At 66.0% G+C, this 16668-nt stretch carries 11 protein-coding genes; 6 read left to right on the top strand and 5 right to left on the bottom strand.

Features of this window, described 5'->3' with window-relative positions:
- Window positions 1-84 precede the first annotated feature (84 nt).
- On the top strand, window positions 85-1428 hold the full coding sequence (locus tag C4E04_RS21720) for a CBS domain-containing protein (RefSeq protein WP_371682042.1): 1344 nt from the start codon (window positions 85-87) through the stop codon (window positions 1426-1428).
- A gap of 67 nt (window positions 1429-1495) precedes the next feature.
- Here C4E04_RS21720 and C4E04_RS07810 read toward each other — a convergent pair whose 3' ends face one another.
- Window positions 1496-3307, bottom strand: a complete 1812-nt coding sequence (locus C4E04_RS07810) for an ABC-F family ATP-binding cassette domain-containing protein (protein WP_109596450.1) — start codon at window positions 3305-3307, stop codon at window positions 1496-1498.
- A 116-nt stretch (window positions 3308-3423) separates the two neighbouring features.
- On the opposite strand from C4E04_RS07810, the gene C4E04_RS07805 reads away from it, so the two are divergent.
- From C4E04_RS07805 to C4E04_RS07790, 4 genes are all read left to right on the top strand, one after another.
- Window positions 3424-5466, top strand: a complete 2043-nt coding sequence (locus C4E04_RS07805) for a sensor histidine kinase (RefSeq protein ID WP_162559316.1) — start codon at window positions 3424-3426, stop codon at window positions 5464-5466.
- Between the two features lie 81 nt (window positions 5467-5547).
- Window positions 5548-7161, top strand: coding sequence for an ABC transporter ATP-binding protein (locus C4E04_RS07800; RefSeq protein WP_109596446.1), 1614 nt, complete (start codon window positions 5548-5550; stop codon window positions 7159-7161).
- Window positions 7162-7175: 14 nt separating this feature from the next.
- A complete protein-coding gene (locus C4E04_RS07795) occupies window positions 7176-8648 on the top strand; it encodes an aldehyde dehydrogenase family protein (protein WP_371682041.1) in 1473 nt (490 codons plus the stop codon).
- A gap of 89 nt (window positions 8649-8737) precedes the next feature.
- Window positions 8738-9487 carry an SDR family oxidoreductase gene (locus tag C4E04_RS07790; RefSeq protein ID WP_109596444.1) on the top strand — a complete coding sequence of 250 codons (750 nt, stop codon included), beginning with the start codon at window positions 8738-8740 and terminating at the stop codon, window positions 9485-9487.
- A gap of 347 nt (window positions 9488-9834) precedes the next feature.
- On the opposite strand, the gene C4E04_RS07785 is transcribed toward C4E04_RS07790, so the two are convergent.
- The 4 genes from C4E04_RS07785 to C4E04_RS07770 form a co-directional block, all read right to left on the bottom strand.
- The gene (locus C4E04_RS07785) at window positions 9835-12273 is read right to left on the bottom strand and encodes a hypothetical protein (RefSeq protein WP_162559315.1); all 2439 of its coding nucleotides are present in this window, start codon (window positions 12271-12273) and stop codon (window positions 9835-9837) included.
- A 136-nt stretch (window positions 12274-12409) separates the two neighbouring features.
- A complete protein-coding gene (locus C4E04_RS07780) occupies window positions 12410-13450 on the bottom strand; it encodes a hypothetical protein (protein ID WP_109596440.1) in 1041 nt (346 codons plus the stop codon).
- 144 nt (window positions 13451-13594) lie between these two features.
- Complete coding sequence (locus C4E04_RS07775; protein ID WP_109596438.1) at window positions 13595-14119, bottom strand: histidine phosphatase family protein; 525 nt, start codon at window positions 14117-14119, stop codon at window positions 13595-13597.
- A 6-nt stretch (window positions 14120-14125) separates the two neighbouring features.
- Complete coding sequence (locus C4E04_RS07770; RefSeq protein ID WP_109596436.1) at window positions 14126-14974, bottom strand: MoxR family ATPase; 849 nt, start codon at window positions 14972-14974, stop codon at window positions 14126-14128.
- Between the two features lie 125 nt (window positions 14975-15099).
- Here C4E04_RS07770 and C4E04_RS07765 point away from each other — a divergent pair, with 125 nt between their 5' ends.
- Window positions 15100-16389, top strand: a complete 1290-nt coding sequence (locus C4E04_RS07765) for a cystathionine gamma-synthase family protein (protein ID WP_109596434.1) — start codon at window positions 15100-15102, stop codon at window positions 16387-16389.
- Window positions 16390-16668: the final 279 nt, after the last annotated feature.

Here is a 16668-nt window from a genome sequence, read left to right as displayed (position 1 = left end):
ATCGGCAATGCACGGCCGCCGGGACCGCATATCCGCACGTCGCAACGATGCGTTCCATGGGCGGCCCCAACCGGGAGCAAGCTCATGAAGATAGCCGATGTCATGACCCGCCACGTGCGCGTGATCGCGCCTGACCGCTCGATCCGTGATGCGGCGCGCCTGATGGACGAGATGAATGTGGGCTCGCTGCCGGTCTGCGACGGACGGCGCCTGAAGGGCATCATCACGGACCGGGACATCACCATCCGGGCGACCGCCGCCGGCCTGGTGCCGGACGATACGCGCGTTCAGGACGTAATGTCCGACAACATCTGGTGGTGCTTCGACGACGACGACGTGGATCACATCGTCGAACTCATGAGCGACCACCAGATCAGGCGCCTGCCCGTCGTCGACCATGACAAGCATCTGGTCGGCATCGTGGCCCTCGGCGACCTGGCGACCGATGCAGAGGACAGCGCATCGCGGGCCCTGCACAGGATCTCCACCCCGTCGGAACCCGACCGCTCCATCGCGGGCGGGCAGGAGCGCCCTGGGCGGGATCCGCTCACGGCAGACGAGCGGCGGGCTCTTGACCGGCGCGAGCGCGATGACCGGAACGAGGGCCCCGTCCGGCGATACCATCCCATGAGCCGTCGAGACGTGAATCCCGGCGCCTTCCGGTTCCGCCGGGAAGACGACGAGCGGGCGGCCTTCGGATCTGCGGGCGGTCCTGTCGGCCCGGGCGAGCGAGACCGCAACCCACGCATGCGCGGCGGGTTCGGCGGCGAGGGCTATGGGAATTACGGCGAGGATTACGGCGCTCTGGATACCGGGCTCGGCGGAGGCGGCTATCGTCCCCGCCGGTTCGGCACCGCGACGACGACCGGCCGGTGGGAGCGCCCCGGGGATGACAGCTCCCGGGAGGATCGCTTCGCCCAGGATCGGGAGCGCGCCTGGAGCCTCGTGACCGAACGGCGCGACCACAGCAATTACGGCGCCGGTCCGGGTAACACCCGCTTCGAGAACGACGCGACGGGAAGCCGGGGTGAGGTGCGCCGGGGCGAGCATCGCGGCAAGGGTCCGCGCGGCTATCAGCGCTCAGAGGACCGGATCCGCGAAGACATCAATGAGCGCCTGACGGACGATGCCCTTCTCGACGCTTCGGAGATCGACGTGGTCGTGAAGGGTCAGGAGGTGACCCTGAACGGCACGGTCCGCAACCGGAACGAGAAGCGGCGGGCAGAGGATCTCGCCGAATCCGTCTCGGGCGTCGCCCATGTGCAGAACAACCTGCGGGTCGGCCAGCATCAGCCGGGCCACCCTTCCGGCTCGGAGGTTGGCGATTCCGGGCTTGCGACCGGCAATCCCGGCAGCGGCACGGCCGGGGTCGCGGCCGGCTCCCCGTCGGCCGGCCGCACAGCCGGACGGCAGCGGCAGACGAGCTGACGCACATGAATTCACCGGGGCTGATCTGACCGAGCAGCCCCGGTCTTCCAGGGGTCGTAGAATGCCCCTACCCTTCCAGTTCCTCGCGCAGCATCTCCAGCTCCAGCCAGCGCTCCTCAGCAGCACCAAGCTCGGACTGGAGGGCCGTCAGAGTATCCATGGCCTTCTGGAACCGGGTAGGATCGCGGGAATAGAGATCCGGGTCAGCCAGGATCTCCTGCACCTTGGCGATCTTCGCCTCCATCTCTTCCATGCGCTTCGGCAAGGTCTTGAGGTCGTGCTGCTCGTTGAAGCTGAGCTTACGCTTGGGGGCGGATGCCGCTTGGGCCGTCGGCGCGGGCTTCTCGGCCCTCGGCTTTGCGTCCTTCTCGACCGTCCGGGCCTGCACGCCTTCGCCCCTCTGGGCCACCATGTCCGAATAGCCGCCCGCATACTCGATCCAGCGGCCATCCCCCTCGGAGACGAGGACGGAACTCACTGTCCGATCAAGAAAGTCGCGGTCATGGCTCACCAGGATGACGGTGCCCGAGTAATCCGTGATCATCTCCTGGAGAAGATCGAGGGTTTCGAGATCGAGGTCGTTGGTGGGCTCGTCGAGAACGAGCAGGTTCGACGGCTGCGCCAGGGCGCGAGCCAGCATCAGCCGGTTGCGCTCGCCGCCGGAAAGTACGCCCACGGGCGTGCGCGCCTGCTCGGGCGAGAACAGGAAGTCCTTCATATAGCCGATCACGTGCTTGGTCTGGCCGCCGATCGTCACCGTATCGCCCCGCCCGCCCGTGAGGGTCTCGGCTACCGTCGAGGACGGATCGAGGCTCGCCCGGCGCTGGTCGAGGGTCACCATCTGCAAATTCGCGCCGAGGCGGACCCGGCCCTCGTCGGGCGGCAGGATACCGGTGAGCAGGTTGATCAGCGTCGTCTTGCCGGCTCCGTTCGGGCCGACGATGCCAAGGCGGTCGCCGCGCAGGATCCGCAGCGACAGATCGGCCACGATGGGCCGGTCCCCGTAGGACTTGGAAACCTTCTCGGCTTCGACCACCAGAGTCCCGGACTGTTCCGCCTCCGCAAGGGTCATCGAGACGGTGCCGACGGCCCGCTTCTGATCCTTGCGCTGCTGGCGCAGGGCGTGGAGGTTGCCCAGCCGGCGGACATTGCGCTTGCGCCGTGCCGTGACGCCATAGCGCAGCCAGTCGGCCTCCGCGGCGAGCTTCCGGTCGAGCTTGTGGCGCTCCTGCTCCTCCTGCTCCAGCACCGCGTCCCGCCACTCTTCGAAAGACGCAAAGCCCCGGTCCATGCGGCGGGTGATACCCCGGTCGAGCCAGATCGTCGCCTGAGAGAGATTTTCGAGAAACCGGCGGTCGTGGCTGATCAGGACAAGCGCGGACCGCAAGCCCCTGAGTTCGCTTTCGAGCCATTCGATCGCCGGCAGATCCAGATGGTTCGTCGGCTCGTCGAGCAGCAGGATGTCCGGAGACGGGGCAAGCACCTGCGCGAGAGCCGCCCGGCGCGCTTCGCCGCCGGACAGGTCGGTCGTCCGCTCTTCACCGGAAAGCCCCAGCTGCTCAAGCAGATAGCGTGCCCGATAAGGATCGTCGCCCGGCCCCAGCCCTGCCTCCACATAGGCGAGCGTCGTCGGATATGCGGTCAGGTCCGGCTCTTGAGCGAGGTAGCGAATCGTTGCCCCCGGCTGCACGAAGCGTGCGCCTTTGTCGGGCTCCATGAACCCGGCGGCGATCTTGAGGAGAGTCGACTTGCCGGAACCGTTCCGGCCGACGAGGCAGGTGCGCTCGCCCGGCGCAACGGTCAGATCGGCACGCTCGATCAGAGGCGTGCCGCCAAAGGTCAGGGCGATATCCTGAAGGGTAAGAAGGGGAGGAGCCATTTACGCTCCGTGACACCTCCGGCCTTGAGATGCAAGATCGCAGGGGCGCGGGCAGGCGGGCGAAAGGCGGACACGGGGAGCTCTTGGTCCCTGGGATCGATGGGCTGGATCTTTGCATGACACTGACGAGGCGCCTGATCCTTCTGGCTTTGATCTCTGTCCTGCCAGCGATCGTGATCTGGACCTATACGGAGGTATCCCTCCGCCGCGCTCGGGAAGCCGAGATCAGCGATCTGGTTCTTCGCCAGGCCCGGCTGGCAGGCTCCGAAGTGGAGCGTGTGTTCGACGGCATCCACAGCCTCCTGATCGCTGTCGACGAAGCGCCAATCGTGCGTCAGCTCGAGCCAGAAGCGTGCAGCCCCTATCTGAGGGCCTTGCAGCAGAAGGTGCCCCACCTCCTGGCCTTCGTGACGCTCGACCTCAAGGGCGACCTGCTCTGTAACAGCGACGTTGCTTCAGCGACCGGCACCTTTCTCAACCGCCATTACTTTCACGACGCGATCGCCACAAAGCAATTCGTGATCGGCCAGTTCATGCCCGATTTCCCTGAGGGAGGAGTGGTTTCCCACCCGGTCCTGCCGTTCGCACTTCCCATCGTGAGCGAGGACGGACAGGTCGTCGGAGTACTGGCAACCGCCCTAGACCTGAACTGGCTCGACCAGAACCTGAAGGAGCGCGCCCTGCCCCCTGGCGGTTCCATGGCCATCGCCGATTCCGGCGGAACGATCATCGCCCGGGAGCCCATGCATGACGCCTACGTGGGAAAGCCGATTTCCTCGGGATTCTTCGTCCATGTCGAACGAAATGACGGCACCGGGACCATCGAGACGACGACGCAGGACGGCATCAAGCGCATCGTCGGCTATGCGAGGGTGGAAGGGACGCCGCAGGCCCTCTACATCGCGGTCGGACTCCCGTGGAAGGATGCCTTCGAGAGCATCAACCAGGCGGCGAGGCGCGGATTCCTGCTCATCGGTGCTGCCCTCGTCCTGGCCCTGTCTCTTTCGGCGCTGACGAGCCACGCCTTCATCACCAAACCGTTCGAGACGATCACCGATGCCGTGCACGCTTGGCGGCGAGGCAATTATCAGGCGCGCATCAATCCCCGCGGCTCACCCGCCGAGCTGCGTATCCTGGCGGAGGGGTTCAACGACCTCATGGACGACGTGGCCGCGCGCCAGAAAGCTCTCCAGGCGAGCGAGGAGCAGGCTCGCCTCGCCCTGGAGGCCGGGCGCATGGGAACGTGGTGGTACGATCATACGACCGGTCAGGGTGGCCTCTCCGCCCAGGCCGCGACCCTGCTCGGCCTGCCGGCCGAGAAGATCTCCATCACGATTCCGGAATTCCGTGGCATCGTGCATCCCGATGACAGCGAGCGGGTTCTCGAGCGGATGCGGACCGCCGTCACGACCGACGGAAGCTACGAGGACGAATATCGGATCCGCACGCCGGCCGGCGAAACGCGCTGGCTCAACGCGAAGGGGCGTGTGTTCTTCGATCAGCAGAGCAGGCCCATCACCTTCGTCGGTGTCTTCTACGAGGTGACGGATCGCAAGCGGGCGGAAAGCCAGCAGAAGCTCCTGCTCGGGGAGCTGAACCACCGGGTGAAGAATACCCTGGCGACCGTCCAGTCCATCGCCAGCCAGACACTGCGTTCCTCTCCTGACCTGTCCAACTTCAAGGATGCCTTCGAAGGGCGGCTGATGGCTCTGTCCAAGACCCACGATCTCCTCACGCGCAGCTCCTGGCGCGAGGCCGGCCTTCGGGACATCGTCGAACAGGAACTCGCCCCCTTCCGCAAAACCAGCGACGAGCGGGTCGTCGTCGACGGTCCGCCGGTTACGCTCTCTCCGCGCTACGCCATCAATTTCGGCCTCGTGCTGCACGAACTCGTCACCAACGCGGTGAAATACGGCGCGCTCTCCTCGCCGTCCGGTCTTCTCGAGGTCCGATGGACAGTCTCCGAAGAGACGCCGGGCCAACGCCTCCTGCGCCTGCACTGGCAGGAGCGCGACGGCCCTCCTGTCGGGTCGCCGAAGCGACACGGTTTCGGCTCACGCCTCATCCGCCGCAGTATCGAGGGAGAAATGGCCGGGACCATGTCCCTCGCCTATCCGGAATCCGGGATCGTCTACGACTTCGTAATTCCTCTTGCGTGACCGGGCGCGGATTGACGTTGCGGCGCATATCGGGAGGATAAGCGCCCCGCCAGGGCGGGCGGACCAGGGAGACGATGGGACATGACGGCGAGCGGTTCTCCGGTTCTGGCGATCGAGAAGCTCTCCATCGGGCTGCCGCGACTCGCGGACCGGCAATACGCCATCCAGGACCTGTCCCTGACCATCGCGCCGGGCGAGACCCTCTGCGTCGTCGGAGAATCCGGCTCGGGCAAATCGATGACCGCCATGGCGACCATCGGCCTCCTGCCGAACGGCGTCGAGGTGCTGTCCGGCTCCATCCGCCTCGCCGGGACCGAGCTCCTGTCCCTGTCGGAGGCCGGCTGGTGCGACGTGCGGGGCCGGGAGGTCGGCACGGTTTTCCAGGAGCCGATGACCTCCCTCAACCCGGTCATGCGGATCGCCGACCAGATCGCCGAGACTTTTCGGGCCCATGGGGTCCTGACCCAGGCCGAGCGGGAGCGGCGGACCCTGGACCTCCTCACGGAGGTCAACCTGCCCCACCCGGAACTGATCGCCCGCGCCTATCCCCACGAGCTCTCAGGCGGCCAGAGGCAGCGCGTGATGATCGCCATGGCGCTGGCCCTGGAGCCGAAGCTGCTGATCGCCGACGAGCCGACCACCGCCCTCGACGTCACGACCCAGGCGCAGGTCCTCAGGCTCATCGACGACCTGCGGCGCCGGAAGGGCACCGCTGTGCTCTTCATCACCCACGATTTCGGCGTGGTGGCCGAGATCGCCGACCGGGTCGCCGTGCTCCAGCAGGGCCGCCTGGTGGAGGAAGGCACAGCCGACGAGGTGCTGACACGCCCGCAGCACCCCTATACCCAGCGCCTGCTGGCGGCGGTGCCATCCCTGGTGCCGCCTCCGCCCAAGCCGCTGGGGGGTGAGCCGATCCTCCTCAAGGTCGATGCCCTGACCAAGACCTATGGTGGCCGCGGTCTTCTCCGGAAGAGCCGGGAGGTCCGCGCGGCCGACGCGGTGAGCTTTGAGATCCGCCGTGGCGAGACCTTGGGGCTCGTGGGCGAGTCCGGCTCCGGAAAGTCTACCGTGGGGCGCTGCGTGCTGCGCCTCATCGAGCCGGACGGGGGCAGCATCGCCATCGGCGACCTACCCTTCGGCCGCCTGTCCCAGCGGGATCTGCGACCCCATCGCCGCCGGATCCAGATCGTCTTCCAGGACCCCTTCGCGTCCCTCAATCCGCGCCGGACGGTGGGCCACATCGTCTCCGAGGGGCCGATCATGCAGGGCGAGAAGCCAGAGGAGGCCTTGGCCCGTGCCCGGGATCTCCTGGCGACGGTGGGGCTTCCGCCCCAGGCCATGGACCGCTATCCGCACGAATTCTCGGGCGGCCAGCGCCAGCGCATCGGCATCGCCCGGGCGCTCGCCATGCGGCCGGACGTGCTGGTGGCAGACGAGGCCGTCTCGGCCCTCGACGTGTCGGTCCAGGCCGAGATCCTCAAGCTCATCCGGGGCCTGCAGGAGGAGCTCGGGCTTGCCATCCTGTTCATCACCCACGATCTGAGGGTCGCGGCGCAGATCTGCGATCGCGTGGCAGTCATGCAAAAAGGCCGGATTGTGGAAATGGCCGAAACCGCGCAACTCTTCGCCACACCCAAAGACCCCTATACCCGCCAGCTCCTGGCCGCCGTGCCGGGCACGCACCGAATGACGTGAGGAGGAAAGCCGACGTGAACGATCAGGTCCAAGCGAGCGTCGCACCCGACATGGTGCACCAGAACCTCATCGGCGGCCGCCAGGTACCGGCCTCGGGCGGAGAGACGCTGGACGTGCTGTCCCCCGTGGACGGCAAGGTATTCGCCCGCATCGCCGCCGGCACCGCTGAGGATATCGATGCGGCCGTGAAGGCGGCCCGCGAAGCTTTCGAAGGCGCCTGGTCCCGGCTGACCGCGACCGAGCGCGGCCGCCTGCTCATCCGGCTCGCCCAGGCCGTGGAGGCCGATGCGGACGCGCTCGCGGCCCTGGAGAGCCGCGACAACGGCAAGCCCCTGCGCCAGGCGCGGGCGGATGCGATCGCGCTCGCCCGCTATCTCGAATTCTATGGCTCCGCCGCCGACAAGCTGCACGGGGACGTGATCCCCTATCTCACGACCCATTTCATCGGCGTCGAGCGCGTTCCGCACGGGGTGACGGGGCATATCGTGCCCTGGAACTACCCGATGCAGATCTTCGGCCGCTCCGTCGGCGCGGCGCTCGCGGCCGGCAACGCCACCGTCGTGAAGCCCGCCGAGGACGCCTCCCTGACGATCCTCCGCGTAGCGGCGCTCGCCCGCAAGGTCGGTTTCCCGGATGGGGCGCTCAACGTGGTCACAGGCCTCGGGCGCGTGGCGGGCGCGGCGCTCGCGGCGCATCCGGGCATCGACTTCCTGTCCTTCACGGGCAGCCCCGAGACCGGCACGGCCGTCCAGACCGCCGCCGCGCAGAACCATGTTGGCGTGACCCTGGAGCTCGGCGGCAAGTCCGCCCAGGTCGTCTTCGACGACGCGGACCTGGAGCGCGCTCTGCCGGTTCTCGTGAACGCCATCATCCAGAACGGCGGCCAGACCTGCTCGGCCGGCAGCCGCCTGCTGATCCAGCGCGGCATTTTCGACAAGGTCGTGGCCTCGGTATCGGAGCGTTTCGCATCCCTCAAGGCGGGCCGGCCGGAGGCAGATCCCGATCTCGGGCCGATGATCAACCAGGCGCAGCAACGCCGGGTCCAGGCCTATCTGGAACGCGGCAAGGGCGAGGGCCTCGGCATCGCGGCCTCGGGCGGCATCGCGGCCGACGTGCCGGCGGGCGGCTTCTACGTGGCGCCCACCTTCTTCGCGCCGGTGCCGCACGAAAGCATCCTGTCCCAGGAGGAGGTGTTTGGCCCCGTCCTGGTGGCGACTCCCTTCGAGGACGAAGCGGATGCGGTCCGACTCGCCAACGGCACGGCCTACGGGCTCGTGGCCGGCGTCTGGACCCGCGATGCCATGCGCGCCACCCGGGTCGGCCGCGCCATGCGGGCCGGTCAGGTCTTCGTGAACTGCTACGGCGCGGGCGGCGGCATCGAGCTGCCGTTCGGCGGGTTCGGGCGCTCCGGCCATGGCCGCGAGAAGGGCTTCGAGGGCCTTGTCGAATTCACCACCACCCGGACGCTCGTCATCGCGCACGGATAACGATTTTCACGGAAAGGGATCGGGAGCGGATTGTGCCCCTCGTCGGGCGCCGTCCGCTCCCGGACCCGCATCGGCACAAGGGGAAAAACATGAAACGCCTTGAAGGCAAGGTGGCGCTCGTCACAGGCGCCGGCTCCGGCTTCGGCCTGGGCATTGCGGAGAAATTCGCCGCGGAGGGCGCGAAGGTCGCCATCGTGGACATCAAGGAGGAGGCCGCCAAGGCCGCGGCCGAGCGGATCGGCTCCTCCGCCATCGGGCTTGCGGCCGACGTGTCGAAGGCCGCGGACGTGAACGCCGCCGTGAAGAAAACCATCGATACCTTCGGCAGGCTCGACATCGTGGTGAACAATGCGGGCATCAGCCACCGCAACCGGCCGATGCTGGAGGTGGACGAGGCGGAGTTCGACCGGATCTTCGCCGTGAACGTGAAGTCGGTCTATCTCTTCGCCCATGCGGCCGTTCCGGCCATGCGCGACCAGGGCGGCGGCGTGTTCATCAATGTGGGCTCGACGGCGGGCCTGAGGCCGCGCCCCGGCCTGACCTGGTACAACGGCACCAAGGGCGCCGTGCACACCATCACCAAGTCCATGGCGGTCGAACTCGCACCCAACCAGATCCGCGTCTGCGCCCTGGCTCCGGTCGCGGGCGAAACCCCTCTGCTTGCGACCTTCATGGGCGAGGACACGCCCCAGAAGCGCGAGCAATTCGTCAATTCCATCCCGCTCGGACGCCTCTCCAAGCCCGAGGACATCGCCAATGCGGCCCTCTATCTCGCGTCCGACGAGGCCAGCATGATCACCGGCGTCGTGCTCGAAGTCGACGGCGGCCGCTGCATCTGAGGCCGTCCCATCACGTCTCTCTGAGGGAATGGGACCGATGCCATCTCCTCTATTCCGAGGCGCGACAGTTTTCCCTCCCCCTTGCGGGGAGGGTCAGGAAAGGGCCTCCAGCGAACACCCGAGATCCATGAGAGAAGAGAGCAGATCGGTGCTCACCGTCATTCCAGGACAGCGTGGGCCGCTGGGCCCGCAACCCACAGCCCCTTAGGGTGTAGGAGAGAGCGCAGCTTTTGCCTTTGCTCCGTACTCTGAGACGCTAGGGTTCATGGGTTTCCCCGCTTCGCGTGGCCCTTCGGGTCGGACTCGCCTGACGGCAATCCGGAATGACGGGTGTGCAACCGTCGTCGTCAGACGAAGAAGAAATCGTGAGAGGTCATCTTGAGGCCCTTCTTGAGGGTCGCGATCTCGACCGCAGCCTTCGACCCGGACCCATCCGCATCATAGGACAGCACACCCGTCTTCTTGTCGTAGATGAAGAAGTCGTTGGCATCCTTGGCCTTGTCGCCCACCGTGAAGAACTTGCTCGCCATCTTCGCCGGCTTGGCCTCGCTGCCCTTCTTGATCGCCGCATAGAGGCTCTTGTTGGCCTTGAACAGGCTGTTCTCCAGCCAGAGCGTGTCGTCCTTCACATTGAAGTCGGCGATCTTGTCGAGGTTGGTCTTCTTGTTGAACTTGGCATCGAACACAAAGATGTCCTGGCCGGCGCCACCATACAGCACGTCCTTGCCCGCCCCGCCGTAGAGCCTGTCATGGCCGGACAGACCCTTGAGCACATCGTTGCCGGCGAGGCCCTTGATCACATCGTTTCCGTCCGCGCCGGTGAGCCGGTCAACCCGTGAAGTGCCCCGTAAGCTTAGCGACACCGGGCCGGTAGGCGTGCTGTCGCCCCCTCCGCCTCCGGACGAGCCGCCTCCTCCGCTACCGCCCGAAGAGCCGCCCCCTCCACCACCGCCAGACGAGCCGCCGTCGGACGGAGGCGGAGGCGGTGGGGTTACGGTGGACAGGTCGAGGGTCGTGTCGTCAAACTTGGCGATCTCGACGTTCTGCAGGGTGTCGGTGCCGTCGGGGCCCGTCACCGTAATGCTGCCATCGCTGTTCTTCACCAGCGCATAGGCGGATTTCGCGCCGGCGAACACGGCCGTGTCAGTGCCAACCCCACCGTCAAGGCGGTCGTTGCCCTCGTGACCGATAAGAACGTTGGCGTATTGGTCGCCGGTCAGCGTATCGACCCCCGATCCGCCCTCCACCGTGTCGGCCAGGGTCGTGTCGCGGGCCAGCGTGCCGGCCCCGAAATCCAGCCGGAACGGCATGATGTGCCGCTCGCCTGCCTCGCTCACGGTCACAAGAGCGGTCATCACCCCGGTTTCCGCATAGGCATGGTGGAAGGAGGCGGTGCCATTCGAAGGCGCCACGGCATCGGTCGTGCCGTCGCCCCAGGCGATCCTCACGCTGGAGGCCGCACCCACGTCGAACGTTGCCTCCACGTAACGATGTTGGGCCACAGCGGCCCGGTTCGCGAACAGTTGCTGGTCGAAGAGAAAGATATCTTTTGCATCGTTCGTGTCACCTGCGACCAGGTTGGTGGCGCTGCTCTCGAACATCACGAAACGACCGTCCGCACTGAAGCGGCCGCTAAAGCTGCTGTTGTCCACAGGCGTGCCGTCCAGCGTCGACGAGACGCGGACCACTTCACCGGTAACGAGATCCTTCCGGAAGACGCCCGGCATGATGTTCGGGTCGTCTGGAACCAGATCGGAGGAGTCACTCTCGAACAGGACGAAGCGTCCATCGGGGCTTATCTGCGCGTTATAGGAGCTATTGCCCACTTGAGTGCCATCAGCCGTCACAGAGACACGTACGACTTCTCCGGTGAGGAGGTCCTTGCGGAAGATGTCCGTCTGGAGATTCGTATCGCCCGCAACCAGATTGTCCGCAAGGCTGTCGAAGACCACATAGCGCCCGTCGGCACTCAACTGCGCATGGTAGCTCCCGACATTGCCCCCCTCACCATTTGCACCGAGCGAAACCCTGACGATTTCTCCCGTCACAAGATCTTTCCGGAAGATGTCCGTATCGAGGTTCGTGTCACCCGCAACGAGATTGGTAGCGTCACTTTCGAACACGATGTAACGCCCATCAGCGCTGGTTTGAGAGCTATAGCTGCCTTTGTCGCCCTGGTTTCCATCAGCGGTCTGGGAGACAAGCGTGACCACCCCCGTCACAAGATCCTTGTAGAAAACATCCGAGGAGTCGTTCGTGTCTCCGGTCACGAGGTTCTTTGCATAACTCTCAAATACAGCGTGACGCCCGTCGATGCTGATCCGACCACCGGCACTGGCGCCATTCGCCTGAGCGGCGGCGGAATCTGTCGAGACGATGGTGATTTCGCCTGTCACGAGGTCTTTTCGGAAAACGTCAAAGAGCCCATTCGTGTCGCCTGCGACGAGGTTAGTGGCATCGGTCTCAAACATGACGTAGCGCCCGTCGGCACTGACCGAAGCGTTGAAACTTCCCTTATCGGCCTGGTGCCCATCGGCTGCAGCCGAAACCCGGACGATCTCGCCGGTCGTGAGATCCTTCCGGAAAATGTCGGATCGATCATTGGTGTCGCCGCCAACGAGATTGGAAGCATCGCTCTCAAACACGACATAGCGCCCGTCAGCGCTGACTTGGCCCGCATAAGAGGTCCCATTGGCCTCCGTCCCACCGGTTCCGGTGGAAACTCTGGTCGTGATGTCGGCCTCGGTCGGAAACCGGACGGATTTAAGATCGAGAGTCAAAGCCACGGAAGAACACTCCCTGGAAGTTCGGAAACAACGGTCATACAAAGATATATCGTAACTATTTCGTAGCGATGTGGACCGAGAATGCCGTTATGTCAAGCGGGCGGGTTCCCGCCTGGACGGGCCTTCGCCAATATTCTTATGGATTCTCGTCCGCCGCGGCCCTCTTTGCGGCCACCCGCTCGCCGAGACGGCGGATCGCCTCTTCCACGAGATCGGGGCTTGCCCGGAGCATGCCGAGCTCCACGGCCGACATGGCGCGCATCACAGGCGCAAGGTTGGCAGTCGGAGTTCCATCGGCCCCGAAAAGCTTGAGGTCGTCCGTCGGCCCAAGCTCCAATTCCGCCACCATACGGGCCGCGTAGTTGCGCAGGCGCTGCTCGTCCGGCGCACAGGCCGTCGCGACCGGCCTCACGGGTGCGGCCTTCTGGGCGGGAGCGGCAGCCGTCTTCTGCGGCGGAGCCTTCTGCCGGGCAGTCCTGACGAGGGGCGCGGGCTTCGGGGCCGGCCTCGCCTTCTCGCCCATGCCGGCCGCAATGTCCGGCACCCGGTATTCCGGGACCCGTGAGGGCGCCTTCTTGAGCGGAATGACGACAGAGACCCGGCCCGGCTTGCCACCCTTGCCCACCGCCGTGAGCTTCACGCCCCGGTGCGATGCAAGCCAGCGGGCGCGCACCGTGCCGCCGATCCCCTTCACGGCCAGGGCCGCAAGGTCGCCGATCCCAGTCGCCACGTTGCATTCCGCCGGCGCCCAGCGCCGGACGATGTCGAGGGCGGATTTCCGGTTGAAGTCCAGATAATAGCGCCGGAGCAACTGGGCGGCTGCGTCGGCGCCCCGCTCGGCGGACGCGAAGCCCACATGCCCTTCCGTGTCCTTGCCGATCTCGCCGTCCCAGCGGGCGCTCTTGATGCACCAGTAATTGTTGAGTTTCACGCAACGGGTCACAAGGGGGCGGTCAGCCCGAAACAGGGCCGCCAGGAGCGCCACCGGCTTCGGCTCCAGGGCGTCCACCGTCTCGGTGCGCCAGTTCGTGACCTCCCGGGCCTCTGAGAGGTATTGCGCCGCCGTCTCCCGGGAGCTGCCGACAGCGCCGATCATCAGCTCGCGACCGATCTCGACCTTCTCGGACGTGAGAGCGCTGCCGGCGAGGAACAATGCGACGAGAGTCTGAGGCAACATGGTCCGGACGGGCCCTTGAGAACGTCGATGTGGACGTCGAATTCGCCGTGGAAATACTCAGTGCACAACCGCGGGCGCGCCGGAAGGTTCACGTTCGAGAATGGCCGTTCCAAGGCAGACAGGCGCCTCGCGTCCGTTCTGGTCTTAGTCGTCCTCCCCCGCCCCGAGAGATTTGGGAGTGACGAAGCGCTCGAGCCGTCCGCCCCGCTTCTTCACCTCTTCCCAGCCCGACACGGCGAAATCGATCACCACGAGCCCGGCCGTGGGGAGTTTCCCTGCGAGGCGGCTGCAATCCTCGGGGGTGCCGTCGCCGATCAGCATCTTGGCCAGATCCTCGAAGCCGGGATTGTGGCCGATCATCAGGAGCCGGCGCTTCGCCGGGTTCACCTCCTGGACGAGCGTGAGCAAACCCCCGGCCGTCGCCTCGTAGAGCCGCGGCTCATGGCGGGCCTCCACATCCCCGAGGGCCGGCTGGACGAGATCCCAGGTTTCCTCCGTCCGACGGGCCGGTGAGACCAGCGCGAGGTCGGGGAGGAGCCCCTCCTCCTTGAGATAGTCCCCCATCAGCACAGCAGCCTTGCGCCCGCGCCGCGACAGGGGCCGCTCCACATCGAGGATACCGGCCGGCCAGGAGGATTTCGCATGGCGGAGGAGCAGGAGGCGCACCATGACGGTTCAACGCCCCTCCCGCCGGGCCAGGAAGGCGAGCTTCTCGAACAGGCTTACATCCTGCTCGTTCTTCAGGAGCGCGCCGTGCAGCGGTGGGATGAGCTTGCGGGTGTCGCGCTCGCGCAGCTGCTCCGGGCCGATATCCTCCGACACGAGAAGCTTGAGCCAGTCGAGGAGCTCGGAGGTCGAGGGCTTCTTGCGCAGGCCCGGCACCTCCCGGACCATGAAGAAGATGCGTAGGGCCTCCTCGATGAGGCGGCGCTTGAGCCCCGGGTAATGGACCTCGACGATCCGGCCCATGGTCTCCTCGTCTGGGAAGCGGATGTAGTGGAAGAAGCAGCGGCGCAGGAAGGCGTCGGGCAGCTCCTTCTCGTTATTGGACGTGATGATGACCACCGGCCGGCGCTTCGCCCGCACGGTCTCGCCGGTCTCGTAGACATGGAACTCCATGCGGTCGAGCTCGAGGAGCAGGTCGTTCGGGAACTCGATATCGGCCTTGTCGATCTCGTCGATCAGGAGGACGGGCCGCTCCTCGGACGCGAAGGCCTCCCACAATTTCCCGCGTTTGATGTAGTGGCGGATGTCCGAGACCCGCGGGTCGCCAAGTTGGCTGTCCCGCAGCCGCGAGACGGCATCGTATTCATAAAGCCCCTGCTGGGCCTTCGTGGTGGATTTGATGTGCCAGGTCAGCAGCGGCGCCCCGAGGGACTTGGCGACCTCCTCGGCCAGGACCGACTTGCCCGTTCCGGGCTCACCCTTCACCAGGAGCGGCCGCTCGAGCACGATGGCGGCATTGACCGCGACCGTCAGATCCTCGGTGGCTACATAGGTGTCGGTGCCTTCGAAACGCGCCATGGTCTCTCCCATTTTATCCCCAGCCCGGCCGCGCGGCAGGCGCGGCTATGACCCTATGTCCTGACGTCACCTTTCGGCAACTGTCCTCATAGGGTAAGTCGGTTCTAAAGGAGAGGACTCGCACCATGCCCTATAACCGCTACCACAAGGACCGCATCGGCAACCACAAGCTGAGGCCCGAGACCCTGATGCTCGGCTACGGCTACGACCCGACCCTGTCGGAAGGCGCCGTGAAGCCGCCGGTCTTCCTGACCTCCACCTTCGTGTTCACCAGCGCCGAGCACGGCAAGGAGTTCTTCGATTATGTGGCGGGCCGCCGCGAGCCGCCGCAGGGCGAGGCCGCGGGCCTGGTCTATTCCCGCTTCAACCATCCCAATTCGGAGATCGTCGAGGACCGTCTCGCCATCTTCGAGGAGACCGAGGCAGGCCTCCTCTTCTCGTCCGGAATGTCGGCGATCTCGACCACGATTCTCGCCTTCGCGCGGCCCGGCGACGTGATCCTGCACTCGCAGCCCCTCTATGGCGGCACCGAGACCCTCATCGCCAAGACCCTCGCCAATCTCGGAATCCACTCTGCCGGCTTCGGGGACGGCGTCGACGAGGCGAGCGTCCGCGCGGCTGCCGAGGCGGCGAAGGCCAAGGGCCGCGTATCGGTCATCCTCATCGAGACGCCCTCCAACCCGCTCAACACCCTGGTCGACATCGCGCTGATCCGCCGGGTCGCCGAGGAGATCGCGACCGCCCAGGGAGGCCATCGCCCGGTCATCCTGTGTGACAACACCCTGCTCGGCCCGCTCTACCAGAAGCCGATCCAGCACGGCGCCGATATCTCGCTCTATTCCCTGACGAAGTATGTGGGCGGCCATTCCGACCTCATCGCCGGCGCGGCACTCGGCCCGAAGGAATTGATGAAGCCCGTGCGGCTGCTGCGCTCCGCCATCGGTACCCAGCTCGACCCGCATTCCTGCTGGATGCTCGGCCGCTCCCTCGAGACCCTCGCCCTGCGCATGAGCGCCGCGAACCGCAATGGCGAGATCGTGGCCAAGTTCCTGAGCGAGCATCCGAAGGTCGCCAAGGTCCACCACCTCGCGTACCTTCCTGAAGGATCGGCCGCGAAGCGCGTCTATGACGCTCAATGCACGGCGCCGGGTTCCACCTTCTCGTTCGACGTGAAGGGCGGAGAGCCGGAGGCCTTCCGCGTGCTGAACGCCCTCCAGGTGTTCAAGCTGGCCGTAAGCCTGGGCGGCACGGAATCCCTCATCTCCCATCCGGCCTCCACGACCCATTCGGGCGTTCCGAAGGAGACCCGTGACCGCCTCGGCGTCACCGACGCCACGATCCGTGTCTCCATCGGCATCGAGCATCCGGACGACCTGGTGGCTGACCTGGCCCAGGCCCTGGCGACGCTGGACTAAGCCGACGGTTCGCCGAGCGGATCCCGGGAGTTCGTGGGAAGCACGACCGACGCTCCTCCCCCTTGTGGGGAGGCGTTGGAGGTGGGGGGGTGTTGGTGCTGAACCGAATCCAGCATGGCGCTCACCCCCCGCCCTAACCCTCCCCACAAGGGGGAGGGAATCCCGTCGCGTTACGTCCCGGTTGTGCGCTCGCCCTCAGCGGCCATAACTGGGCTCACTCCCGCCGCGACACCGTGTCCAAACTGCCCGCAGCAAAGTGATTTTTTGCGCTAAGCGCTT

Source organism: Microvirga sp. 17 mud 1-3, assembly GCF_003151255.1.
Taxonomy (GTDB): domain Bacteria; phylum Pseudomonadota; class Alphaproteobacteria; order Rhizobiales; family Beijerinckiaceae; genus Microvirga.
This window is presented reverse-complemented; position numbering and strand designations above follow the sequence as displayed.